General features: G+C 32.7%; 20 protein-coding genes and 2 riboswitches. Of the genes, 16 read left to right on the top strand and 4 right to left on the bottom strand.

Annotated features, from left to right (window positions below):
• Position 1 precedes the first annotated feature (1 nt).
• From leuB to KO494_RS10370, 4 genes are all read right to left on the bottom strand, one after another.
• Positions 2–1,117, bottom strand: a complete 1,116-nt coding sequence (gene leuB, locus KO494_RS10385) for a 3-isopropylmalate dehydrogenase (protein WP_215967533.1) — start codon at positions 1,115–1,117, stop codon at positions 2–4.
• 138 nt (positions 1,118–1,255) lie between these two features.
• Positions 1,256–1,843, bottom strand: a complete 588-nt coding sequence (gene leuD / locus KO494_RS10380) for a 3-isopropylmalate dehydratase small subunit (RefSeq protein WP_215967532.1) — start codon at positions 1,841–1,843, stop codon at positions 1,256–1,258.
• A 123-nt stretch (positions 1,844–1,966) separates the two neighbouring features.
• Complete coding sequence (leuC, locus tag KO494_RS10375) at positions 1,967–3,364, bottom strand: 3-isopropylmalate dehydratase large subunit (RefSeq protein WP_215967531.1); 1,398 nt, start codon at positions 3,362–3,364, stop codon at positions 1,967–1,969.
• Positions 3,365–4,540 carry a 2-isopropylmalate synthase gene (locus KO494_RS10370; protein ID WP_215967530.1) on the bottom strand — a complete coding sequence of 392 codons (1,176 nt, stop codon included), beginning with the start codon at positions 4,538–4,540 and terminating at the stop codon, positions 3,365–3,367. It abuts the gene before it with no gap.
• Positions 4,541–4,686: 146 nt separating this feature from the next.
• Between KO494_RS10370 and KO494_RS10365 the strand changes: the two genes are divergently transcribed.
• The 16 genes from KO494_RS10365 to metF all read left to right on the top strand — a co-directional run bounded on the left by KO494_RS10365 (position 4,687) and on the right by metF (position 25,367).
• Positions 4,687–6,231: a hypothetical protein gene (locus tag KO494_RS10365; protein ID WP_215967691.1), complete on the top strand. Its 1,545-nt coding sequence runs from the start codon at positions 4,687–4,689 to the stop codon at positions 6,229–6,231.
• A gap of 107 nt (positions 6,232–6,338) precedes the next feature.
• Positions 6,339–6,461, top strand: a riboswitch (SAM riboswitch).
• A gap of 121 nt (positions 6,462–6,582) precedes the next feature.
• Positions 6,583–7,875: an O-acetylhomoserine aminocarboxypropyltransferase/cysteine synthase family protein gene (locus tag KO494_RS10360; protein WP_215967529.1), complete on the top strand. Its 1,293-nt coding sequence runs from the start codon at positions 6,583–6,585 to the stop codon at positions 7,873–7,875.
• Positions 7,876–7,942: 67 nt separating this feature from the next.
• On the top strand, positions 7,943–11,332 hold the full coding sequence (thrA, locus tag KO494_RS10355; RefSeq protein WP_215967528.1) for a bifunctional aspartate kinase/homoserine dehydrogenase I: 3,390 nt from the start codon (positions 7,943–7,945) through the stop codon (positions 11,330–11,332).
• A 21-nt stretch (positions 11,333–11,353) separates the two neighbouring features.
• A complete protein-coding gene (locus KO494_RS10350; protein WP_215967527.1) occupies positions 11,354–12,517 on the top strand; it encodes a PLP-dependent aspartate aminotransferase family protein in 1,164 nt (387 codons plus the stop codon).
• Between the two features lie 26 nt (positions 12,518–12,543).
• Positions 12,544–12,954 carry an Rrf2 family transcriptional regulator gene (locus KO494_RS10345; RefSeq protein ID WP_215967526.1) on the top strand — a complete coding sequence of 137 codons (411 nt, stop codon included), beginning with the start codon at positions 12,544–12,546 and terminating at the stop codon, positions 12,952–12,954.
• 124 nt (positions 12,955–13,078) lie between these two features.
• Positions 13,079–13,699 (top strand): phosphoadenosine phosphosulfate reductase family protein, encoded by a 621-nt coding sequence (locus KO494_RS10340; RefSeq protein WP_215967525.1) that lies wholly within the window; start codon positions 13,079–13,081, stop codon positions 13,697–13,699.
• A gap of 12 nt (positions 13,700–13,711) precedes the next feature.
• A complete protein-coding gene (locus tag KO494_RS10335) occupies positions 13,712–15,805 on the top strand; it encodes a HEPN domain-containing protein (protein ID WP_215967524.1) in 2,094 nt (697 codons plus the stop codon).
• Positions 15,806–15,817: 12 nt separating this feature from the next.
• Positions 15,818–16,600: a uroporphyrinogen-III C-methyltransferase gene (cobA, locus tag KO494_RS10330; protein ID WP_252730367.1), complete on the top strand. Its 783-nt coding sequence runs from the start codon at positions 15,818–15,820 to the stop codon at positions 16,598–16,600.
• 11 nt (positions 16,601–16,611) lie between these two features.
• Positions 16,612–17,208: a bifunctional precorrin-2 dehydrogenase/sirohydrochlorin ferrochelatase gene (locus tag KO494_RS10325; protein ID WP_215967523.1), complete on the top strand. Its 597-nt coding sequence runs from the start codon at positions 16,612–16,614 to the stop codon at positions 17,206–17,208.
• A complete protein-coding gene (locus tag KO494_RS10320; RefSeq protein ID WP_215967522.1) occupies positions 17,201–18,250 on the top strand; it encodes an NAD(P)/FAD-dependent oxidoreductase in 1,050 nt (349 codons plus the stop codon). The genes KO494_RS10325 and KO494_RS10320 overlap by 8 nt, the downstream gene beginning before the upstream one ends.
• A 5-nt stretch (positions 18,251–18,255) precedes the next feature.
• Positions 18,256–18,984, top strand: a complete 729-nt coding sequence (gene epsC, locus KO494_RS10315) for a serine O-acetyltransferase EpsC (protein WP_215967521.1) — start codon at positions 18,256–18,258, stop codon at positions 18,982–18,984.
• A complete protein-coding gene (cysM, locus tag KO494_RS10310; RefSeq protein WP_252730366.1) occupies positions 18,984–19,874 on the top strand; it encodes a cysteine synthase CysM in 891 nt (296 codons plus the stop codon). The genes epsC and cysM overlap by 1 nt, the downstream gene beginning before the upstream one ends.
• A gap of 90 nt (positions 19,875–19,964) precedes the next feature.
• Positions 19,965–20,080: riboswitch (SAM riboswitch) on the top strand.
• Positions 20,081–20,132: 52 nt separating this feature from the next.
• Complete coding sequence (locus tag KO494_RS10305) at positions 20,133–21,134, top strand: homocysteine S-methyltransferase family protein (RefSeq protein ID WP_215967520.1); 1,002 nt, start codon at positions 20,133–20,135, stop codon at positions 21,132–21,134.
• A 153-nt stretch (positions 21,135–21,287) separates the two neighbouring features.
• Entirely contained in the window at positions 21,288–21,497 is a 210-nt protein-coding gene (locus tag KO494_RS16000; RefSeq protein ID WP_368496130.1) for a four helix bundle protein, read from the top strand.
• Complete coding sequence (gene metH, locus KO494_RS10295) at positions 21,494–24,208, top strand: methionine synthase (RefSeq protein ID WP_215967519.1); 2,715 nt, start codon at positions 21,494–21,496, stop codon at positions 24,206–24,208. Before KO494_RS16000 ends, metH begins: the two co-directional genes overlap by 4 nt.
• Before the next feature lie 205 nt (positions 24,209–24,413).
• Entirely contained in the window at positions 24,414–25,367 is a 954-nt protein-coding gene (metF, locus tag KO494_RS10290; RefSeq protein ID WP_215967518.1) for a methylenetetrahydrofolate reductase [NAD(P)H], read from the top strand.
• Positions 25,368–25,371: the final 4 nt, after the last annotated feature.

Here is a 25,371-nt window from a genome sequence, read left to right as displayed (position 1 = left end):
GTTATATTATTGTAGATTGTCCTAAGTGTATGTTAGAAAAATTAAGGTTAGAGTCATTAGGGTTAGAAATGTAATCTGCTATAAAATCACCAACCTTAGATGTAGAAACAGTATGTTCTGTATTTAAGTCTGGAGTTGTAATGTTTAGTAGTAAAGATTTTTCTACAGCTTTACGTATAACAGTAGCTTCTTCTGTTAAGTCAAAATGGTCAAGTAGCATGGCTGCAGATAAAATAGAAGCAATTGGGTTAGCAATACCTTTTCCTGTAGCTTGCGGATATGAGCCATGAATTGGTTCAAACATAGCGTACTTGTCTCCCACAGAGGCCGAAGCTAATAAGCCAATAGAGCCACCAATTACACTAGCTTCATCACTAATAATGTCTCCAAACATATTTTCTGTTAAAATAACATCAAATTGATTTGGGTTTAAAATCATTTGCATGGCAGCATTATCTACAAATAAAAAGTCTAATGCAACTTCAGGATAGTCTTTTGCAATTTCAGTAACTACTTTACGCCAAAGCCTGGAACTTTCTAAAACATTAGCTTTATCTACTAGTGTTACTTTGTTTTTTCTGGTTTGAGCAGCTTTAAAAGCTAAATGCGCAATACGTTCAATTTCTTTTTTTGTGTATAAACATAAGTCAGAAGCAGTGTCTCCATCTTCGCTTAAAAATTTTTCGCCAAAATAAATACCTCCAGTTAATTCTCTGTAAATACTAATATCTGTACCTTGAATAATATTCTTTTTTAAAGGTGATTTTTCAATTAAGGTATCATAAGCCTTTACAGGTCTAATATTTGCAAAAAGACCTAAAGATTTACGTAAACGTAATAACCCTTGTTCAGGACGTATCTTTGCATCTGGATTGTTGTCGTATTTTGGGTCGCCAATAGCGCCAAACAAAATAGCGTCTGTAGCTTCGCAAACGTCTAATGTTTTTTCAGGTAACGGGTTTCCTGTTTCATCAATTGCAATGGCGCCAACAGGAGCATGCGTAAAAGAAAACGAATGATCAAATTCTAAAGCAATTGCTTGTAAAGCCTTTATTGCCTGCTTTGTCACTTCTGGGCCAATACCATCTCCTGGTAAAACTGCTATATTTAATTTCATCGAAAAAAGTTTTTTTCGTTTCCGTGAAAACGGAAATCTTATTTTTATTTATTTTTTTAGCGTTACCTAAAGGTCGCGCTTTCACTACTCGCTCTCTTTGAGGAGCTCAAACAAACCGTTCAATCGCTAACGCGTGTACTAGCCATTTGCGTTTTCAAAAGCTTCAATTGTTGCTTTTTTGCTTAGTAAATAGTCAATATCATCATAACCATTTATCATGCACGTTTTTTTGTAAGCATCAATTTCAAAAGTTTCAGATAGATTGGTGTTATCTACAGAAATGGTTTGCGCTTCTAAATTAACAGTTATTTTTGTTTCTGGATAATTTTCAATAGTATTTAATAGTTCTTTTAAAAAATCTGTCGAAACTTGTACAGGTAATAAGCCGTTATTTAGTGCGTTACCTTTAAATATATCTGCAAAAAAACTAGAAACAACCACCTTAAATCCGTAACCTGTTAAAGCCCATGCGGCGTGTTCTCTACTAGAGCCACAACCAAAATTATCTCCAGCAACAAGTATAGTGCCAGAATAATTAGGGTTATTGAGTGCAAATTCTGTATTTACAGATCCGTCTTTATGGTATCTCCAATCTCTAAAAACATTATCGCCAAATCCTTTTTTGTCGGTCGCTTTTAAAAAACGAGCAGGAATAATTTGATCTGTATCTACGTTTTCTATTTGTAACGGAATTGCTCTTGAGTTTAATGTTGTAAATTTTTCCATCTCAACTTCCTGCAAAAGGCAGGAATCTCTTTTTATAATGTTAGGTCCAGCGCAGTCTATACCTAACTATATTGTTTATTATTGTGTGACCTTTCGACTGCGCTCAAGGTGGCACTTGTTCTTTTAAATTAATTCTAACTCCTTAATTTCTTTGGTAACATCTACAATTTTTCCTGCAACAGCTGTAGCTGCAGCAACTAACGGACTTGCAAGTATGGTTCTAGAGCCTTGGCCTTGTCGTCCTTCAAAATTTCTATTAGAGGTAGATACGCAATATTCGCCTTGCGGAATTTTATCATCATTCATTGCTAAACATGCAGAGCAACCTGGTTGTCTTAACGTAAAACCAGCAGCTTCAAAAATGTCTTGTAAACCTTCTTCAATGATTTGTGTTTCTACTTGTTTACTTCCAGGAACCAGCCAAGCTGTAACATTGCTTGCTTTTTGTTTTCCTTTTATAAAGTTTGCAGCAATTCTAAAATCTTCAATTCTTGAATTTGTACAGCTGCCAATAAATACATAATTAATAGGTTTGTTTATTAGGCTTTCTCCTGCTTCAAAATTCATGTATTCTAAAGACTTTTTGAAAGATGCATTTTCTTCTACAGGAATGTTTTCTGTAATTTTAATTCCCATTCCTGGATTAGTACCATAGGTAATCATTGGTTCTATATCTTCGGCATCAAAAAAGTATTCTTTATCAAAAGTAGCGCCTTCATCTGTAGGTAAGGTTTTCCAGTAGGCTATTTTTTTATTAAATTCTTCTCCTTTAGGAGCAAATTCTCTTCCTTTTACATAGTCAAAAGTGGTTTGGTCTGGAGCAATCATTCCTCCTCGAGCTCCCATTTCAATACTCATGTTACAAACAGTCATTCTTCCTTCCATGCTCATTTCTTCAAAAACATTTCCTGCATACTCACAAAAATATCCTGTTCCAGAATTGGTGCCTAGTTTAGAGATAATATAAAGAATAACATCTTTTGGCAATACGCCGTTTTTTAGTTTACCATTAACAGATACTCGTAAACTTTTTGGTTTTGTAAGTAGTAAACATTGGCTAGCAAATACTTGTGCTACTTGACTGGTACCAATACCAAATGCAATAGTACCAAAAGCACCATGTGTTGAGGTGTGGCTGTCCCCACAAACCATGGTCATTCCTGGTTGTGTGATACCTAATTCTGGAGCCATTACATGTACAATGCCATTGTATTTATGACCTAGTTGGTATAGTGTAATATTGTTTTTTTTGCAATTAACAGATAGTTGCTCTAGTTGTTTTTTAGAGAGCTCATCTTTAATTGGTTGATCTTGGTTTTGTGTTGGTGTGTTGTGGTCTGCTGTTGCCACAATTTGTTGAGGTCTAAAAATAGGAATTCCGCGATCTTCTAATTCATTAAAAGCTTGCGGACTTGTTACCTCGTGTATTAAATGTTTGTCTATATAAAGTACTTGTGGACCATCTTCTATAGTGTCTACCACATGTGCATCCCAGACTTTATCAAATAGTGTCTTTTTCATTTATGCGGATATTATTTGTTGGTAGATGTTACTTGTTTCAATAATTTGATGAATATCATTATCATTAATCTCTTTCTTTTTATCGGCAAAAGTTAAAAAACTAGCGTAAATTTCATCTAACTGAAGTTTGGTTAGCTCATAACCTACGTTTTTTGCTCTGTATGCAAGAGCAGCTCTACCACTTCTGGCAGTTAAAACAATAGCAGATTCTGTTACGCCTACATCTTTAGGATCTATAATTTCATATGTTTCACGGTTTTTAATAACACCATCTTGGTGTATTCCTGAGCTATGAGCAAAAGCATTTGCGCCTACAATAGCTTTGTTTGGTTGTGTATAAATTCCCATGCTATCAGATACCAGTTGGCTTATTCCGTATAGCATTTGCGTATTAATATTTGTGTCTAAATTTAGATAAGGATGTTGTTTTAAAACCATGACGACTTCTTCTAGTGCTGTGTTTCCTGCACGTTCGCCAATACCGTTAATAGTACATTCAATTTGTCGTGCTCCATTTATTACACCTTCAATAGAGTTGGCTGTTGCTAAACCTAAATCATTATGGCAATGGCAAGATAAAATGGCTTTTTCAATACCTTTTACATTTTCTTTTAAGTATTTAATTTTTGCACCATATTCACTTGGTAAGCAATAACCTGTAGTGTCTGGAATGTTTAAAACCGTTGCTCCAGCCTTTATAGCTGCTTCACAAACTCTTGCTAAATACTCGTTGTCTGTTCTACCTGCATCTTCGGCATAAAACTCTACGTCTTCAACAAATGATTTTGCATACTTAACAGCAGCAAAAGCACGTTCAATAATCGCTTCTTTATTCGATTTAAATTTGTGTAGAATATGAGAGTCTGACGTACCAATACCTGTGTGTATTCTAGCTTTTTTTGCTTTTTTTAAGGCTTCAGCAGCAACTTTTATATCGTTTTCTACTGCTCTAGTTAAACCACAAACAGTAGCGTTTTTTACAATTTTAGAAATTTCTTCTACAGATTTAAAATCGCCTGGACTAGAGACGGGAAATCCGGATTCTATAACATCAACTCCAAGTTGATCTAGCTGTTCTGCAATGATAACTTTTTGCTCTGTGTTAAGTTTGCAACCAGGAACTTGCTCGCCATCTCGAAGCGTTGTATCAAAGATTTGTATATTGTTACTTGACATGTATCAAAAAATATTTTGTATTGTATCTACGAATTTATATTTTGATTAGGGATTATTATTTGTTTTTGAATTACTTTTACGATGTTCAAAAGCATAAACATAATTTAATACACTAATAATCAAATAGTTAAACTAATATTCTATTGATAACTAAAGAACAAAAAGATAATTTATTTCTATTAGTTAAATCTTTAACTAAATCTGAAAAAAGACAATTTAAATTGTATGTAGGCAGACTTGGAGTAAATTCTGATTCTAAATTTTTAAAACTTTTTAATCTTTTAGACAAGGCTCATGTTTATGATGAAACTGCAATAATAAAAAGTGGTATTGTTAAAAAACAACAAATAGCCAATGTAAAAGCGCATTTGTATAAGCAAATTTTAGTAAGCTTAAAACTTAACCCTTCACACCAAAATATACGTTCTCAAATTAGAGAACAATTAGATTTTGCTTCTATTTTATATCATAAAGGATTGTATAAACAAAGTTTAAAGATTTTAGATAAAGCAAAAGAGCTGGCTATTGTAAATGAAGAAAAAAATGCTGCTTTTGAAATTATTGAACTTGAAAAAGTAATAGAGTCGCAATACATAACAAGAAGTATTAGTACACGTGCAGATGAGTTAGCAACGCAGGCAAAAGAAATTAGTGCTTTAAATGTAATTGCAAGTAAATTATCTAATTTGTCACTGCAGCTTTACAGTATTATTTTAAAAACGGGTTATGTTAAAAACGAAGAGGAGAGTCGTTTAGTAACAGAATATTTTAATAAAAGAATTCCTAAATTCGATTTAACAAAAGTAGGATTTCGTGAAAAATTATGGTTTTATAAAGCACATTTGTGGTATAGTTTTTTATTACAAGATTTTTTAAATTGTTATAAATATGCATCAAAATGGGTAGATTTATTTTATCAAAATCCTGGTATGATTAATTTAAATCCAGTTTTTTTCTTAAAAGGAAATAACTATTTGTTAGAGGCTATTTATTTTATTAGAAATAAGCCAAAATTTATTGAAAAACTAAACGAGTTTAAAACTACAGTTGCAAGTGATGGTTTTCCTAAAGATGAAAATGTAGCCAGCTTGGTTTTTTTATATACCAATTTTCATAATATAAATCAATATTTTATTGATGGTAGTTTTAGTGAGGGTTTAGATCTTATTCCGCAAATTGAAAAAGAGTTAATTCCTTTTAGTAATAAAATTGATGCACACCATAAAATGGTTTTTTATTACAAATTTGCAAGTATGCATTTTGGTGCAGGAAATAATAAAGAATGCATTAAATATTTAGATAAAATTATTTCTAATAAAACGCTTTCTATGCGTGAAGATTTACTTTGTTTTTCTAGAGTTTTAAATCTTGTTGCGCATTATGAGGCAGGTTTAGATTATCATTTAGAAACTTTATTACGTAGTACTTATAAGTTTTTAATTAAGATGAATGAGCTTCATGAAGTGCAAAAAGAAATGATAAAATTTATTAGAGGGTTACAAGATATCTATCCACAAGATCTTAAAAAAGAATTCAAAAAACTACATGAAACTTTAAAAAAATACGAAGATCATCCTTATGAGCGTCGTGCATTTTTATATTTAGATATTATTTCTTGGCTAGAAAGTAAAATTGAAAATAAGCTTGTAGGCCAGGTTATTAAAGATAAATATTTAGCAGATCATGCTTAAATTTTAGCCTTTTTCAAAAAAAAGAATTAAAAAAAGCTTTAAAAAATTTGGATATTAAACTTTTGTGATGCAATATTTGTGCTCACAAAGTTCAAACACTTACTGAAATGTTATCAAGAAAGGTGGAGAGATAGACTCGACGAAGCCTTAGCAACCCTTAGATTTACTATGAAGGTGCTAAATTCTACTTAATTTTCGATTCATTAATCGATATATTGGATAGATAACTCAAATCTAATTACTCATCTGTAATTAGTATTTTCTTTTTAACATTTTTCTATTAAGTATGCTTCTCATGAGGCTTATTTGGCTTTTGGTTTAATTTATTTTAACTCAAAAAAACTTAGAAAAATGAGTACACAAAAATTCGCAACTAAAGCGTTGCACGCAGGACACGACGTTAGTCAAACTTCAGGAACCAGAGCAGTTCCTATTTACCAAACATCATCGTATGTTTTTAATGATTCAGATGATGCAGCAGGAAGATTCAATCTTTCCGTTCCAGGCTTTATTTACACACGTTTAAATAACCCTACAAATGATATTTTAGAGCAACGTTTAGCTGCTTTAGAAGGAGGTATTGCTGCAGTGGCAACAGCTTCTGGAACAGCAGCAATTTCTACAACACTACTAACGCTTTTAAAAGCAGGAGATCATATTGTTGCATCTAGTAGTTTGTATGGAGGAACCTATAATTTGCTAAGTGTAACCTTACCAAGACATGGTATTACCACTACTTTTGTAGACCCTTCTGACGTTGAAAACTTTAAAAAAGCTACCCAAGAAAATACAAGAGCATTTTTTGTGGAATCTTTAGGAAACCCAAAATTAGATGTGCTGGATTTACAAGCAATTTCTAAAGAAGCAAAAGCTAGTAAGGTACCATTAATTGTAGATAATACAGTGGCAACACCGTATTTGTTAAACCCAATTGCTCATGGAGCAAATATTGTAATTCACTCGCTTACTAAATACATCACAGGAAACGGAACCTCGCTTGGAGGAATTATTGTAGATGCAGGAACTTTTGACTGGACCAACGGAAAATTCCCTGAGTTTACAGAGCCTTCTGCTGGTTATCATGGTTTGGTGTATAGTGAAGCAATTGGTGCAGCAGCATTTATAGCAAAAATTAGAATAGAAGGACTAAGAGATTATGGTGGAGCGTTAAGTCCATTTAATGCATTTCAAATCATTCAAGGTTTAGAAACTTTAGAGCTTCGTATTAAAAAGCATAGTGAAAATGCTTTAGCGTTAGCAAGCTGGTTAGAAGAACAACCAGAAGTAAACTGGGTAAATTATCCAGGTTTAGCATCTAGTAAATATAAAACTCTTGCAGATAAATATTTGCCAGAAGGGCAAAGTGGTGTAGTAACTTTTGGAGTACAAGGTGGTTTTGAATCGGCTAAAAAAATAGCAGATACAACCAAGCTTTTTTCTCTATTGGCAAATATTGGAGATACCAAGTCGTTAATCATTCATCCAGCAAGTACAACACACCAACAATTAGATGAAACTGCACAAGCTGCTTCTGGTGTTACTAAAGATTTAATTCGTTTATCTGTAGGAATTGAAAATATAGAGGATTTAAAAGCAGATTTAAAAGAAGCTTTTAAAGTGGTAAAAGAAACCATTTTAGCATAATATATCTTTGTTTATAAATGCTTCGTAATCTTTTTTACGAAGCATTTATGAATATAAAAACCTACAAATGGCTGCATTAAAATATATAGAAATAACAAATTTTGAACTCGCTTCAGGTGTATTTCAAGATTTAAAATTATCCTATCAAACTTTCGGAAAACCATTACATGAGGCTCCAATTGTATTGGTTAATCATGCGCTTACAGGAAATAGTAATGTAGCAGGAGAAGATGGTTGGTGGAACAAAGTAATTGGGCCAGGAAAAGTAATTGATACCAATATTTATACTGTTTTAGCATTTAATATTCCAGGAAACGGATATGATGGTTTTGTAATTGAAAATTATAAAGATTTTGTTGCTCGAGATATAGCTGAAATATTTTTAGTTGGTTTAAAAAAACTAAAAATAACGTCACTTTTTGCAATTATAGGAGGTTCTCTAGGAGGAGGAATTGCTTGGGAAATGGCAGTACTTGCACCAAATCTTGCAACACACTTAATTGTTGTTGCAACCGATTGGAAATCTACAGATTGGCTTATTGCAAATTGCCAAATACAAGAGCAGTTTTTATTAAATTCTACAAACCCTGTTCATGATGCAAGAATGCATGCAATGTTGTGTTATAGAACGCCAAAATCTTTTAAAGAACGTTTTAAAAGAAGCCGAAACACAGAATTAGAAATTTTTAATGTAGAAAGCTGGTTGTTACATCATGGCGAAAAGTTACAAGAACGTTTTCAATTATCTGCATATAAACTAATGAACCAATTGTTGCGAAGTATTGATGTAACAAAAGGTAGAGGTAATTATGATGCGGTTTTAAAAAATATTAATGCAAATATTAGCATAGTAGGTGTAGATTCTGATTTGTTTTTTACTGCTGAAGAAAACAGAGAAACACAAAAACAATTAGCATTATTGCATCCAAATGTAACGTATAACGAAATTAATTCTGATCATGGGCACGATGCTTTTTTAATTGAATTTGATCAATTAGAAACAATAATTGCAGATATATTTCATCCTAATTTAAAGAATAAAAAAATAAAAATATTAAAATTTGGAGGGAAATCTTTAGCCAATAATAAAGGTTTAAATAATGCTATTGCCATTATAAAAGATAAAATTAAAGAACGAGAGCGCATTGCAGTTGTGGTTTCGGCCAGAGGAAATGCTACCAATGCTTTGGAAGAAATTCTTAAAAAAGCATCTAAAAAAGAAAGCTATAAAGAAGCGTTTTTAGCCTTTCAAGAATACCAAAAAGCACCTCTTAAAACCATTGATTTTTCTGAAGAGTTTAAAGCTCTAGAAGCTATTTTTGAGGGTGTTTATTTATTAGGAGATTATAGCACAAAAATTGAAAATCAAGTGTTGGCTTATGGTGAAATATTATCGGCTAAATTAATTACCGAATTATTAAAAATTCAGAAAATAAATGCCAATGCAACAGATGCTCGTGTATTAATTAAAACAGATGCTAATTCGCAACCTATTCACAGCGTTTCTAAAGAAAATATTTTAGCACATTTTAAACAATACAATGGCACTACAGTAAATGTAATGACTGGTTTTATTGCTTCTAATCTGGAAAACGAAACCACAACTTTAGGTAGAAATGGAAGTAACTATTCGGCTGCGCTTTTGGCAAATTATTTAGATGCAGAAGAACTACAGAATTACACACATGTTAACGGTATTTATACCGCAAATCCAGATTTGGTTCCAGATGCAAAAAAAATTAAAGAACTTTCTTTTACAGAAGCAAATGAGTTAGCCAATTTTGGAGCAACCATTTTACATGCAAAGACCATTATTCCTTTATTAGAAAAAAACATTAACCTTCGTATTTTAAATACCTTTAATCTGGAGGATGAAGGTACTCTAATTACTGCAAAAAAAGATAGCAATCAAGCTACTTCACTATCTGTTTTAGATAATGTAGCTTTAATACATTTAGAAGGTAGAGGTTTGTTAGGTACAGTTGGTGTTGATGCCAGAATTTTTAATGCATTAAGTAAGCATAATATTAGTGTTAGTATTATTTCGCAAGGATCTTCAGAAAGAGGCATTGGTTTAATAATAGATGCTGATAAGGCAACTAAAGCGGTTACGGCCTTAGAGCAAGAGTTTGAAAATGATTTTCAGTCGCAAGACGTAAATAATATTGAAGTGCTAGATGATGTGGCAGTAATTTCTATTATAGGTATTGCTTTAAGTGCTTTTCATAAACCATTTAATGCGTTGATAAAAAATCAAATTACACCATTGCTTTTCAATAATACTTTTACAGGTAAAAATGTGAGTTTGGTGGTTAAAAAAGACCAATTATTAAAGGCAGCAAATGTAATTCATGGAGAGGTTTTTTATAGTTCTAAAAAGGTGAATCTAGCTGTTTTCGGACATGGATTAGTGGGAGGAGCATTAATAAATCAAATCATTTCTTCGGCAAAAGACATAGAAAAAAGAAAAGGTGTAAAGCTTAATATTTTTGCTATTTCTAATTCTAAAAAAGTACTGTTAAGCAAAAATGGAGTTTCTCAAAATTGGCAAGAAGAAATTGCGCAAAACGGAGCAGATTATTCGCTTCAAAATATTTTAGACTTTGCCGATAAATACCATCTAGAAAACTTAATAGCAATAGATAATACAGCGAGTAAATCCTTTGTTGAAAATTATAACACCTTGGTTTCTCATGGCTTTGATTTGGTGTCTTCTAATAAAATAGCAAATACTATTGGTTTAGATTTTTATACTGAATTGCGAAGTAATTTAAATAAGTATCAAAAAAAATATTTGTACGAAACTAATGTTGGAGCAGGATTGCCATTAATAGATACTATTAAATTACTGCATCTTTCTGGTGAAAATATTACACGTATTCGCGGTGTTTTTTCTGGAACATTGAGTTATATTTTTAATCACTTTTCTTCAGAAGATAGATTGTTTTCAGATGTACTTCGTGAAGCAATTGAAAAAGGGTTTACAGAACCAGACCCAAGAGAAGACCTTTGCGGAAATGACGTGGCAAGAAAGTTGCTTATTTTAGCAAGAGAGTTAGATTTAAATAATGAAATTGAAGATGTTGTTGTTCAAAATCTAATTCCAGAAGCGCTTCAAAGTGTAGCAGTTTCTGAGTTTTTAAATAACTTAGAACAGATGAATGTTACCTATAAGGCTTTTAAAGAAAACCAAAAAGAGCATCATGTGTTGCGATATATTGGTGATTTATCTGGTAATTTAGAAGATGAAAATGGAGCAAAGTTAGAAGTAAAATTAGTATCTGTTCCACAAAGTTCTCCATTAGGAGCTTTAAAAGGATCCGATTCTATTTTTGAAATTTATACCGAGTCGTATGGTGAGCAACCACTAGTAATTCAAGGAGCTGGAGCTGGAGCACAAGTAACAGCAAGAGGTGTTTTTGGAGATATTTTAAGGTTAGTTGAAAATAATAATTAGAAAAAAATAATAGCAGTTATAATGGATAAACATTTTGAAACCGAAGCAATTAGAATACAAACCGAACGTTCGCAGTTTTTAGAGCATTCTACGCCATTGTATTTAACTTCTAGTTATGTATTTGAAGATGCAGAAGATATGCGTGCATCTTTTGCAGAAGAAAAAGAACGAAATATATATAGTCGTTATTCTAACCCAAATACTTCAGAGTTTATTGATAAAATTTGTAAAATGGAAGGAGCAGAAGCTGGCTTTGCTTTTGCAACAGGAATGTCTGCCGTTTTTTCCACATTTGCAGCATTGTTAAATGCAGGAGATCATATTGTTTCTTCCAGAAGTATTTTTGGTACTTCTCATGGTTTGTTTACTAAGTTTTTGCCAAAATGGAACATTACAACTAGCTATTTTAATAGTAATGATTTAGATGCTATTGAAAAAGTAATTCAGCCTAATACAAAAATATTGTATGCCGAAAGTCCAACCAATCCAGCAGTAGATATTTTAGACTTACAACGACTAGGAGATATTGCTAAAAAACACAATTTATGGTTGGTTATTGACAACTGTTTTGCAACACCTTATTTGCAAAACCCTATTCAGTTTGGTGCAGATTTAGTTATTCATTCTGCAACCAAATTAATAGATGGACAAGGTCGTGTTTTAGGAGGAATCACTGTTGGTAGAGCAGACTTAATGCAAGAAATTTATTTGTTTTCTAGAAATACAGGGCCAGCATTATCACCATTTAATGCTTGGGTGTTATCTAAAAGCTTAGAAACACTTGCTGTTCGTGTAGATAGACATTGTGAAAATGCCGAAAAAGTAGCTTTGTTTTTAGAAACACATGATAAGGTTAATGTAGTAAAATATCCATTTTTAAAATCACATCCACAATATGAAATTGCTAAAAAGCAAATGAAGAAAGGTGGAAACATTGTTGCTTTTGAAGTAAAAGGAGGAATAGAAGCTGGAAGAAATTTTTTAAATAAAATTAAAATGGCATCGCTTTCTGCAAATTTAGGTGATACAAGAACTATTGTAACACATCCAGCGTCAACAACACATAGTAAATTGAGTGAAACCGATCGATTAGAAGTAGGAATTACAGATGGGTTGGTTCGTGTTTCGGTAGGATTAGAAAACGTAGAAGATATTATTAACGATTTAAAACAAGCTTTAGATTAATCTTTAAAATAAAGTATCTTTGTAAGATGCTTTCAAAGAAAACAAAATACGGAATCAAAGCACTTACCTTTTTAGCAAAACAAGAAGGAAATGCTCCTGTGCCAATTGAAACCATTTCAAAAAGTGAAAATATTTCAAGAAAATTTCTAGAAAGTATATTATTAAGCTTACGAAAAAATGGTTTTTTAGGATCTAAAAAAGGGAAATCTGGAGGTTATTACCTTCTTAAAAGTCCTGAAGATATTAAAATGGTAGATGTCATGCGTATTCTAGAAGGACCCATTGCTATGGTGCCATGTGTAAGTTTAAACTTCTATGAGAAATGTGCAGATTGTCCAGATGAAGCTGCTTGTGCTGTACACTTGTTAATGATTAAAGTAAGAGATAATACACTAGAAATATTCAGAAATACCTCGCTTGCAGATTTAACGCATTAACAGTTTACAACAAATAACCTTATATTTTTATGAATTTTTTAGTACTTGAAATAAATAAAAAGTATACATTTGTTTTTTAATCCTAGTAAACCGATAGGAATTATAGAAATAAAGAAATTAGAAGATGATAAAACTAGACATTGATACCTTAAATAAAGAGTTAAGAAATAAAACACCAGATCAAATAATTGAGTGGGCTTTAACTTTATCCAGTAACAGAATAGTAACTACCAGTTTTGGTAAATATTCTGCAATACTATTAAGTACCATGTCTAAACATGATAAAGATATTAAGGTTGTTTGGTGTGATACCTTGTTTAATCTGCCAGAAACCTATGCGCATGCAGAAAACCTTATTAAAGAGTATCATTTAAATATAAAAAAATACCAGTCTTTAAAAACTAGAGAAGAAATAGAAGAAACTATTGGCTTGCCTAGTATAGAGGATGATAATCATGCAGTATTTTCTGAAGTAGTAAAATTAGAACCTTTTAGAAGAGCATTACAAGAACAGCAACCAGATTTATGGTTTACAAATATTAGAGTACGCCAAACAGAATTAAGAGATAAAAAAGACATTTTAAGCTATAGTAAAGATGGTATTTTAAAAATAAGCCCATTTTATTATTGGTCAGATTACGATTTAGATAATTATTTAGAAGTACATCATTTACCTAAAAATCATACGTATTTCGACCCAATAAAAGCCTTAGAAAACAGAGAGTGTGGTATACACTTGCAATAAAGTAGAAAGATTATGCAAAGTTTTAGAACCGAATTAGAAAACCCTGTAGTGCAGCAAGATATTATTGATTTAGCTACTAAAATTGAACTTTTTAAAGCAGGAAAAGTAGACGAAGAGAAATTTAGAAGTCTTCGTCTGGCAAGAGGAGTTTATGGGCAGCGTCAACAAGGTGTGCAAATGATTAGAATAAAACTGCCTTATGGTAAAGTTTTAAGCAATCAATTACATAGAATTGCAGCTGTTTCAGATGAATATTCTCGTGGTAGATTGCATATTACTACACGACAAGACATACAAATTCATTATGTAGATCTAGATCGTACACCAGAACTTTGGGCAGAACTAGAGCGTGATGATGTAACCCTTCGTGAGGCTTGTGGTAATACCGTTCGAAACGTTACAGCAAGTGAAACAGCTGGAATAGATGTTAAAGAACCTTTTGATGTGTCTCCATATGCAGATGCCATTTTTAAATTCTTTTTGCGTAATCCTATTTGCCAGGAAATGGGACGAAAATTTAAAGTTTCTTTTTCTGGTACAGATGAAGATACGGGCTTGTCTTATATGCACGATTTAGGTTTTATTGCTAAAATTAAAAATGGTGTAAGAGGTTTTAAAGTAATGCTTGGTGGTGGTTTAGGCTCACAACCAAGACATGCAGATGTGTTTTATGAATTTTTAGAAACCGATAAAATTATTCCTGTAATGGAAGGTGTTTTAAGGGTTTTTGATCGTCATGGCGAACGTAAAAGTCGTGCCAAAGCAAGAATGAAATTCTTAATTAAAGATATTGGTTTAGATGCCTTTAGAGAATTGGTAGAAGAAGAACAAGATGCTATCCAATTTAAATCTGTAGCCATTGATGTAGCAAATTATCCGGTTTCTATTCCAGTTTCTGTGAAAGCTCCTAAAGTAGAAATTACAGATAACGAAGCTTTTCAGTTATGGAAAAAAACGAATGTCATTCCGCAAAAACAAGATGGCTTTTTTGCCATAGGAATTAAAGTGCTTCTAGGAGATTTTTATACAGACAAAGCACGATTATTAGCAGATTTAGTACAAAATTATGCAGCAGGAGAAATTCGTTTAAGCTTACGTCAAAACATATTAATTCCGTTTGTAAAAGCAGATTTGTTACCTTTTTTCTATCAAGAATTAGCCAAATTAGGTTTTGCAGAAGCGGGTTATAATAAAGCAGTAGATATTACAGCGTGTCCAGGAACAGATACTTGTAATTTAGGTATTGCAAGCAGTACAGGAATTGCTGATGAGTTAGAGCGAGTTATAAAAACAGAATATCCACAGTATTTAAAAAACGAAGATTTAATCATAAAAATTAGTGGTTGTATGAATGCTTGCGGACAACATAATGCCGCAAATATTGGGTTTCAAGGTATGTCTATTCGTACGCCAGATAAACTAGTAGCTCCTGCTTTACAGGTGCTTTTAGGAGGTGGCAACAGAGGAAATGGTCAAGGGGTTTTTGCTGATAAAGTAGTAAAAATGCCAAGCAGAAGAGGACCAGAAGCATTACGTAGAATTTTAAATGATTTTGAAGCTAACGGAAATAATAAACTATTTGTAGACTATTACTTGCAACAAGGTGAAAAGTATTTTTATGAATTGCTTAAAGACCTTTCTGATGCTACCAACTTAACGCAAGAAGATTTTATTGATTGGGGAACCAACGAAGCATACGTGAAAGCTATTGGGATTGGAGAGTGTGCAGGTGTTGTTATCGATTTAATTGCAACTTTATTTTTAGAAAGTGAAGAAAAAATAGAAACAGCAAAAGAAGCTCTTGGCAACAAAGTATTTTCTAACGCTATCTACTTTGCATATCGTTCTATGGTGAATTCGGCCAAAGCCATTTTACTTTCTGAAAATATTACAACCAATACGCAAGCAGGAATTATAAATACATTTCAAACCGAGTTTGTAGAAAACAATAAAATTAATTTAGGGGTTTCTTTTTCCAAATTAATTTATCAGATAAAAAACAATGCACCAACCAAAGCATTTGCAGAAAGTTATATTAAAAATGCTGAAGAATTTTTAGAAGCGGTTCGCGTGTTTAGAGAAAATGAAAAACAATTAGTAAGCTAAATTATTTGTAAAATGAAAGCGATGATAACACCAAAATTAACCGTTGTAGGCGCAGGACCTGGAGATCCAGATTTAATTACTTTAAAAGCTATTAAAGTCATTAAAAATGCAGATGTTATTTTGTATGATGCACTTGTAAATAAAGAATTATTACAATACGCATCACCAAATGCAGAACTTATTTTTGTTGGTAAACGCAAAGGTTGTTATGCATACCAACAAGAACAAATTAATGAACTCATTGTTGCTAGAGCAAATTCTCATGGGCACGTTGTACGTTTAAAAGGAGGAGACCCTTTTATCTTTGGTCGTGGCGCAGAAGAAATTGATTATGTAAGAGCATTTGGGCTAGAAACCTATATGGTTCCTGGTATTTCCTCGTCATTAGCGGTTCCTGCTTATCAAGGTATTCCGTTAACCAAAAGAGGAAGCTCAGAAAGTTTTTGGGTAATTACAGGAACTACAAAGGCACATGCCATTTCAAAAGATGTTGCACTTGCTGCAAAATCATCAGCAACCGTTGTTATTTTAATGGGAATGAGTAAGCTAGAAGAAATTGTGTCTATTTTTTCGGCAGAAGGAAAAGCAAAAACACCTATTGCAATCATTCAAAACGGAACTACAAAAGACGAAAAATTTGGCGTAGCAACCATAGCAACTATTTGCAATGTGGTTAAAGAAAAACAACTAGCCAATCCAGCAATAATTGTTATTGGGGAAGTGGTTGAAAAACGTGTGCAATTAAATTCAATTTTTAATTCCGTTAAAAAGCAATCAGAAGTGATTTCTGCATAAGATGTAGTAATATGGAAGAAAGAAATAACTTATATCCAATATTTTTAAAAGTAGAACAATTAAATGTTCTCATTGTTGGAGGCGGAAATGTTGCTTTAGAAAAATTAAGCTTTTTGCTCAAATCTAGTCCAAATGCCAAAGTACAAATGATTGCTCCTTTTTATAGAGAAGAAACCATTGCGCTTGCTTCAAAATATGGAATAGAAATGCTGGAGGGTATTTATAACAATACACTTTTAAATAATAAACACATGGTTATTGCAACTACTGATAATGTCAATGTAAATATTGAAGTTTATAAAGATTGCAAGCAAAGAAATATTCTAGTAAACGTAGCCGATAATCCACCATATTGTGATTTTTATATGGGCGGAATTGTTACCAAAGGAAACGTGAAAATAGCCATTTCTACCAACGGAAAATCACCAACTACAGCCAAACGCTTACGTCAGTTTTTTGAAGATGTTATACCTGAAAATATTGACGATATGGTTAAAAATCTAAACATTTTTAGAAAAACAATAAAAGGTGATTTTGAAGAAAAAGTAGAAACGCTTAACGAGTTTACAAAAGGATTAATTAGTAAAAAAGAAGTACATCATGATTAAAACAGATATATTAATTATAGGAGCAGGTCCAACAGGTTTATTTACAGTATTTGAGGCAGGATTGCTAAAATTAAAGTGCCATTTAATTGATGCATTGCCTCAACCTGGCGGACAATGTTCTGAGATTTACCCCAAAAAACCTATTTATGATATTCCTGGATTTCCAGAGGTTTTAGCAGGAGATTTAACCACTAATTTATTAGAGCAAGGAAAACAGTTTGAACCTGGTTTTACCCTAGGGGAACGTGCAGAAACTATTGAAAAGCAAGAAGACGGAAGCTTTATAGTAACTACCAACAAAGGAACACAACACCAAGCACCAGTTGTTGCTATTGCAGGTGGTTTAGGTTCTTTTGAGCCTAGAAAACCAAAGATTGAAAATATTGCCTATTACGAAGATAAAGGAGTAGAATACTTTATTAAAGATCCAGAAGTCTACAGAGATAAAAAAGTTGTCATTTCTGGTGGTGGAGATTCTGCTTTAGATTGGAGTGTGTTTTTAACAGATGTAGCTTCAGAAGTTACACTAATTCATAGAAGAAATGAATTTCGTGGTGCTTTAGATTCTGTAGAAAAAGTACAAGAACTTAAAAAACTAGGTAAAATAAATCTAATAACTCCAGCTGAAGTAACCGCTCTACATGGTAATAAGAAGCTAGAAGGAATTACAGTAACTAAAGAAGGTGAAAAAACATTGTTAGAAACAGATCACTTTATTCCGTTATTTGGCTTGTCGCCTAAACTAGGTCCTATTGGAGATTGGGGATTAGAAATTGTTAAAAATGCGATAAAAGTGGATACTTTAGACTATCAAACAAATATTCCGGGTATCTTTGCTATTGGAGATGTAAATACATACGAAGGAAAATTAAAATTGATTTTGTGTGGTTTTCATGAAGCAACTTTAATGTGTCAGTCAGCATATAAAATTATTAATCCTGGTAAAAAGTATGTGTTAAAATATACAACAGTTAGTGGTATTGATGGTTTTGATGGTACACGTAAAGAAGCGCCAAAAGCAGTAGTTCAATCTATCAATTAATTTAAATGATTTTTAACCTTCGACTAAAAGAAGAAGTAGCCGTTTTTACTAAAGATTTGTTTTATGCTTTATTTGAAAAAGAAGAAAAGCAAAAAGAAGAATTAGAATACTTAAAAGCAGTTTTTTTAAAATTTTCAAAAGAATTGGATATTCTCCAGGGAGAAATTATCTGGAAAACTTTTTCAGATAAATTACATCTAATTAAAAAGAAAATTGAATTAGATGCCAAAGCAGCAAAAGCAAATGATCCTGCTTGTAAAAGTTTAGAAGAGGTGTATCTAGCCTATCCAGGTTTTCACGCTATTGCTATATATCGCTTAAGTCATGAGTTCTATAAATTAGATTTATATATTCTTTCTAGAATGATGTCAGAGTATATTCATGGCATAACAGGAATAGATATTCATGCAGGAGCTACTATTGGAGATTCTTTTTTTATAGATCATGGTACTGGTGTTGTTATTGGTGAAACTGCAATTATAAAAAGGCAAGTAAAAATTTATCAAGGGGTAACTTTAGGTGGAATTCAGGTAAAAAAAAGTCTGGCTTCCACAAAAAGACATCCAACCATTGAAGATAATGTAACCATTTATGCAAACGCAACCATTCTTGGTGGTGATATTGTAATTGGTGCAAATACTATTATAGGAGCTAATGTTTGGATTACCCAATCTGTTCCTGCAAATTCACTAGTAACCTATCAATCGGAAATTAAAATTAAGACCAGAAAATAATGATAGAAGGAAAATCAATAACAGACCTAATTGGTAACACACCTTTAGTAGAAGCAACACATATTTTACAAAAAGAAGGTGTGCGTTTGTTTTTAAAATTAGAAGGAAAAAATCCAGGAGGAAGCGTTAAAGATCGTGCTGCTTTTAATATGATTTCAGAAGCTTTAAAGCGAGGAGATATTAAAAAAGGAGACACTCTTGTAGAAGCTACAAGTGGTAATACCGGAATTGCTTTAGCTTTTATAGCACAGCTTTCGGGTTTAAATATGGTGCTTGTAATGCCTGAAAACTCTACCAAAGAGCGTATAAAAACCATGCGTGCTTATGGAGCAGAACTAATTTTAACTTCTGTAGAAGTAGGTATTGAAGGAGCAAGAGATTTAGCCATAAAACTAAGTGAAGAAAAAGGCTATTTTATGCTAAACCAGTTTGCAAATGATGATAACTGGAAAGCTCATTATAAAACCACAGGACCAGAAATATGGAACGATACTAACGGAGAAATCACACATTTTGTGTCTGCCATGGGAACTACAGGAACCATTATGGGAGTTTCTACATATCTTAAAGAACAAAACAAAGACGTAGTAATTGTTGGTGCACAGCCTAAAGATGGCGCTAAAATTCCAGGGATTCGTAAATGGCCAGAAGCCTATTTGCCAAAAATATTTAATGCTTCTAAAGTAGATGTTGTAGTAGATGTAAGCGAAGAAGATGCAAGAGCAGTAGCCAACAGACTAGCAAAAGAAGAGGGTGTTTTTGCAGGAATGAGTAGTGGAGGTTCTGTTGCTTCTGCTTTACAAATAGCCAAACAAATAGATAAAGGAATTATTGTTGCTATTATCTGTGATATTGGGGATCGTTATATTTCTTCAGATTTATATGAATAAAATTGGTTATCCTATTTTTATTCTGTTATTTTACACTTTATATCATTTTATTTATTAAAAATAAAAGGTATTTGTTCATAATCGTATTGAATGTTATCACGAAAGGCAGAGGGAATAGACCCATTGAAGCCTTGGCAACCCTTTATTAAAAAGAAGGTGCTAAATTCTACTTTTTACTGAGTTTTCAGTAATCAGACAGATAACCTAAGTAATTCTCTTACTTCCCTTCCTGATGACATTTATATAATTTAATATAATATGTCAAACATAAATCAAATATTACAACAACATATATTAGTGCTAGATGGTGCCATGGGCACCATGCTACAGCAGTATAATTTTACCGAAGAAGATTTTCGTGGTGAACGCTTTAAAGATTACCCAACTTCTTTAAAAGGAAATAACGATTTACTGTCGCTAACCCAACCAGAAGCCATAGCTACTATTCACGCTAAATATTTTGAAGCAGGAGCAGATATTGTAGAAACCAATACTTTTTCTGGAACCACAATAGCCATGGCAGATTACAATATGGAAGATTTAGTATACGAGCTAAATTATGAGTCTGCAAAAATAGCAAAGAAAGTTGCAGAAGAGTTCACAAAACAAAATCCAGATAAGCCGCGTTTTGTAGCCGGAAGTATTGGTCCAACAAACCGTACAGCTAGTTTATCTCCAGATGTAAACAGACCAGAATACAGAGCTATTACTTTTGAAGAGTTACGTATTGCCTACAAGCAACAAGTAGAAGCTTTAATAGATGGAGGAGTAGACTTACTTTTAGTAGAAACTATTTTTGATACTCTTAATGCTAAAGCAGCATTGTTTGCTATTGAAGAAGTAAAAGAAGAGCGTAATATAGATATTCCAATCATGGTTTCTGGTACCATTACAGATGCTTCAGGTAGAACCTTATCTGGTCAAACAGTAGAGGCGTTTTTAACTTCTATTTCGCATATACCTTTATTAAGTGTTGGTTTTAATTGCGCTTTAGGAGCAGAACAATTAAAACCGTATTTACAACGCTTATCAGACAATACAGAATTTTTTACTTCTGCACATCCAAATGCAGGATTGCCAAATGCGTTTGGTGAGTATGACCAAACACCAAAAGAGATGCAAGCATTTATTGAAGAATATTTACAAGATAATTTAATAAATATTATTGGAGGTTGCTGTGGTACTAGTCCAGAGCATATTAAAGCTATTGCAGAGGTTGCAAAAAAGTATAAACCTAGGCGAATAGTTGCTAGTTACTAGTTTTTTGGTTTTTAATTATAAAAATGAATAAAAATAATAGATGGATTATATAGAATTAGATGTTTGGAAACATTCAAGAGGATTAGTGAAATCATTTTATTTGCTCACAAAATCATTTCCTAAAGAAGAAGTTCTGTTTCAGTTCCTTCAAATATTGCAGAAGGAATTGGGAGAAAATCTAACAAGGAAACAATTCAATTTCTCTTTATTGCAAAAGGATCTATAAATGAAGTAGAAACACAGTTATATCTTTCATTCGATTTAGAATATATAACTGAATTAGAATGGAAAGAAATTCTAAAAAAATTAATCTCATACCGAAAATTACTTAACGGATTCGTTAATTATTATAAAAAATTATGATTGATAATCAAAATAAAGAACTAAAAACTAGAAACCAAAAACTAGAAACCAAAAAGTATTTAACCTTATCAGGTTTAGAGCCTTTAGTGGTTACTCCTGAAAGTAATTTTATTAATGTTGGAGAACGTACCAATGTTACAGGATCTCGTAAGTTTTTACGTTTAATTAAAGAAGAAAAATACGACGAAGCATTAAGTGTAGCAAGAGATCAGGTAGAAGGAGGAGCACAAATTATTGATGTTAATATGGATGAAGGTATGCTAGACGGAAAGTATGCCATGACCACTTTTTTAAACCTGATTGCTTCTGAGCCAGATATCTCTAGAGTGCCCATCATGATAGATAGCTCGAAATGGGAAATTATTGAGGCAGGTTTGCAAGTAGCACAAGGTAAATGTGTAGTAAATTCTATAAGTTTAAAAGAAGGGGAAACCGAATTTATACGTCAAGCAAAATTGGTAAAACGTTATGGCGCTGCTGTCATTGTTATGGCTTTTGATGAAAAGGGTCAGGCAGATACTTACCAACGTAGAATTGAAATCTGCGAACGCTCATATAATATATTGGTAGATGTGGTTGGCTTTCCGCCACAAGACATCATTTTTGATCCTAATATTTTTCCTGTAGCCACAGGTATGGAAGAGCACAGACTAAACGCTTTAGATTTCTTTAAAGCAACCAAATGGATTCGCGAAAATCTTCCTTATGCAAATGTTTCGGGAGGTGTGAGTAATGTGTCTTTTTCATTTCGTGGAAACAATACGGTGCGTGAAGCTATTAATGCTGCATTTTTATATCATGCTATTCAACATGGAATGAATTTAGGTATTGTGAACCCAACTATGTTAGAGGTGTATGATGAAATTCCTAAAGATTTATTAACGTATGTAGAAGATGTTTTATTTGATAGAAGAGAGGATGCTACCGAACGTTTATTAGACTTTGCCGAAACAATTAAAGGAAATAAAAAAGAGGATGTCACTAAGGTTTTAGAATGGCGAAGTAACCCGTTGCAAGAAAGAATTACACATGCATTAGTAAAAGGTTTAGATGCTTTTATTATTGAAGATATAGAGGAAGCCAGACAAGAATCACCTAAGCCAATTGATGTTATAGAAGGCCATTTAATGATTGGTATGAATGTAGTAGGAGATTTGTTTGGAAGCGGTAAAATGTTCTTACCACAAGTTGTAAAATCGGCAAGAGTTATGAAAAAAGCCGTTGCTTATTTACAACCATTTATTGAAGCAGAAAAAGACGGAAAACAAGAGTTTGCTGGTAAAATATTAATGGCTACCGTAAAAGGAGATGTGCATGATATTGGAAAAAACATAGTAAGCGTGGTTCTTGGTTGTAATAATTATGAAATTATTGACTTAGGAGTAATGGTTCCGCCAGAAAAAATTGTAGATACTGCTATTGCAGAAAATGTAGATATTATTGGTTTAAGCGGATTGATAACTCCTTCGTTAGATGAAATGGTATATGTTTCTAAATCGCTAGAAAAAAAGAAAGTTACTATTCCTATAATTATTGGTGGAGCAACAACATCTCGCGCACATACTTCGGTAAAGATTGCACCTAATTATAGTAATACAGTGGTGCATATTAATGATGCATCTAGAGCGGTAACAGTTGTTGGTGATTTACTTAGTAAAGACAATAAGGTATATAAAGAGCAAATTCGAGAAGCCTACGATAAATTTAGAGAACAGTTTTTAGGTAGAACCAGAAAAAAGGAATACTTATCTATTGAAGAAGCTAGAAAGAACAAGTTTAAAATAGATTGGAATACTTCTGAAATTACAAAGCCAAACCAATTAGGAATACAAGAACTTCAGGATTTTGATATTACCAAATTAGAAGCCTTTATTGATTGGTCTCCATTTTTTAGAAGTTGGGATTTACATGGTAAATATCCAGATATTTTAACCGATGAAGTGGTTGGTGAACAGGCAACCGATTTATTTAAAGATGCACAAGAACTATTGCAACGTATATTTAATGAAAAACTACTAAAAGCAAAAGCTGTTTTTGGGTTGTTTCCAGCAAATACTATTAATGATGATGATATTGAAGTAGCAATAAACGCTGAAGATAAATTAGCATTTTTAACCCTACGTCAACAATCTAAAAAAGCAGCAGGAAAACCTAACCTTGCATTGGCCGATTTTATTGCGCCTAAAGAAACAGGAAAACAAGATTATATGGGTGCATTTTGTGTGAGCACAGGATTTGGTACTGCAGCACTGGCAAAACAATTTGAAGATGCGCATGACGATTATAATTCTATTATGATAAAAGCGCTGGCAGATAGACTAGCCGAAGCTTTTGCAGAATACCTACATAAAGAGGTGCGAACCAAGCATTGGAGTTATGCTGCAAACGAAAACCTAACAAATCAAGAGTTAATAAAAGAAAGTTATAAAGGTATTCGTCCTGCTCCTGGTTATCCTGCTTGTCCAGATCACTTAGAAAAAAAGACTATTTGGGACTTGTTAGATGTAGAAAATAAAATAGGAGTGAAGCTTACCGAAAGTTTAGCTATGTGGCCAGCAGCAAGTGTGAGTGGTTATTATTTTGCAAATCCAGAAGCAAAGTATTTTGGACTAGGAAAAATAAAGCAAGACCAGTTAGAGGCTTATGCTAAGCGAAGAAATATTGCTATAGAAGAGGCTGCAAAATGGTTAAATCCAAATTTAGCAGATTAATAATTCTTATGTACAAAGCACAGCAATAGCAAATAAAAAGGCGCTTTTATTTAAAAATAGACCAAAGCAAGTAAGTGCGTTAGCGATAGAACGGTTTGTTTGAGCTCCTCAAAGAGAGCGAGTAGTGAAAGCGCGACCCTTGTGGTAACGCCAAAATAAAAAATAAGATAATATTAAAGAGATACCCACTTTTGTGGGCAATACTATGAAAGTAACAGAACACATAAAAAATGCAAACGGGAAAACATTGTTTTCGTTTGAAATAATTCCGCCAAAAAAAGGGAAAAATATTCAGGAATTATATAATAATATAGATCCTTTAATGGAGTTTAAACCTCCTTTTATTGATGTTACTACCTCAAGAGAAGAGTTTATTTATATTGATAAAGCGGGTTTGTTTGAAAGAAAAATAACCAGAATGCGTCCTGGAACTCTTGGTATTTGTGCTGCCATAAAACATAAATATGATGTAGATACTGTGCCTCATGTTTTGTGTGGTGGTTTTACCAAAGAGGAAACAGAATATTTACTAGTAGATTGCCATTATTTAGGGATAAATAATGTGATGGCTTTACGTGGCGATGCTATGAAACATCAAAAATATTTTGAGGCTGCAAAAGGTGGTCATTTGTATGCAAAAGATTTGGTGTCTCAAATTCAAGATTTAAACAAGGGTAAGTATTTGCATGATGTGATTGAGGTTGATGATAAATCTGATTTTTGTATTGGTGTTGCTGGTTATCCTGAAAAACATATTGAAGCTCCTTCTTTACAAACCGATTTAAAACGACTAAAAGAAAAGGTTGATGCTGGTGCTGACTATGTGGTTACGCAGATGTTTTTTGATAATCAGAAATATTTTCAGTTTGTAGAGGCAGCAAAAGTTGCAGGTATTAACGTGCCCATTATTCCTGGAATTAAACCAATAGCTGTACAAAGACATTTGCAATTGCTACCTCAGGTTTTTAAAATAGATTTACCAGAAGATTTAATTCAAGCAGTAGATAGTTGTAAAGATAATAAACAGGTAAGACAAGTAGGTGTAGAGTGGGCAATTAAGCAATCTAAAGAGTTGCAAGAAGCTGGAGTTCCTGTGCTTCATTTTTATTCTATGGGAAAGAGTGATAATATAAAAACCATTGCTTCGGCTTTATTTTAATTTT

Origin of the sequence: Lacinutrix sp. C3R15 (assembly GCF_018860825.1) — a bacterium.
Lineage (GTDB): Bacteria > Bacteroidota > Bacteroidia > Flavobacteriales > Flavobacteriaceae > Oceanihabitans.
The sequence above is the reverse complement of the archived record's forward strand: the minus strand, read 5'-3'. Positions and strand labels throughout refer to the sequence as shown.

Excerpts from the sequence above, each read along its gene's own strand:
- cobA (WP_252730367.1), top strand. The coding sequence starts at position 15,818 with ATGAAAGCGATGATAACACCAAAATTAACCGTTGTAGGCGCAGGACCT.
- leuC (WP_215967531.1), bottom strand. The coding sequence starts at position 3,364 with ATGAAAAAGACACTATTTGATAAAGTCTGGGATGCACATGTGGTAGAC.
- KO494_RS10325 (WP_215967523.1), top strand. The coding sequence starts at position 16,612 with ATGGAAGAAAGAAATAACTTATATCCAATATTTTTAAAAGTAGAACAA.
- KO494_RS10340 (WP_215967525.1), top strand. The coding sequence starts at position 13,079 with ATGATAAAACTAGACATTGATACCTTAAATAAAGAGTTAAGAAATAAA.
- metH (WP_215967519.1), top strand. The coding sequence starts at position 21,494 with ATGATTGATAATCAAAATAAAGAACTAAAAACTAGAAACCAAAAACTA.
- KO494_RS10370 (WP_215967530.1), bottom strand. The coding sequence starts at position 4,540 with ATGTCAAGTAACAATATACAAATCTTTGATACAACGCTTCGAGATGGC.
- leuB (WP_215967533.1), bottom strand. The coding sequence starts at position 1,117 with ATGAAATTAAATATAGCAGTTTTACCAGGAGATGGTATTGGCCCAGAA.
- cysM (WP_252730366.1), top strand. The coding sequence starts at position 18,984 with ATGATAGAAGGAAAATCAATAACAGACCTAATTGGTAACACACCTTTA.
- KO494_RS10360 (WP_215967529.1), top strand. The coding sequence starts at position 6,583 with ATGAGTACACAAAAATTCGCAACTAAAGCGTTGCACGCAGGACACGAC.
- thrA (WP_215967528.1), top strand. The coding sequence starts at position 7,943 with ATGGCTGCATTAAAATATATAGAAATAACAAATTTTGAACTCGCTTCA.
- KO494_RS10305 (WP_215967520.1), top strand. The coding sequence starts at position 20,133 with ATGTCAAACATAAATCAAATATTACAACAACATATATTAGTGCTAGAT.
- leuD (WP_215967532.1), bottom strand. The coding sequence starts at position 1,843 with ATGGAAAAATTTACAACATTAAACTCAAGAGCAATTCCGTTACAAATA.
- KO494_RS10345 (WP_215967526.1), top strand. The coding sequence starts at position 12,544 with ATGCTTTCAAAGAAAACAAAATACGGAATCAAAGCACTTACCTTTTTA.
- KO494_RS10320 (WP_215967522.1), top strand. The coding sequence starts at position 17,201 with ATGATTAAAACAGATATATTAATTATAGGAGCAGGTCCAACAGGTTTA.
- metF (WP_215967518.1), top strand. The coding sequence starts at position 24,414 with ATGAAAGTAACAGAACACATAAAAAATGCAAACGGGAAAACATTGTTT.
- KO494_RS10335 (WP_215967524.1), top strand. The coding sequence starts at position 13,712 with ATGCAAAGTTTTAGAACCGAATTAGAAAACCCTGTAGTGCAGCAAGAT.
- KO494_RS10350 (WP_215967527.1), top strand. The coding sequence starts at position 11,354 with ATGGATAAACATTTTGAAACCGAAGCAATTAGAATACAAACCGAACGT.
- epsC (WP_215967521.1), top strand. The coding sequence starts at position 18,256 with ATGATTTTTAACCTTCGACTAAAAGAAGAAGTAGCCGTTTTTACTAAA.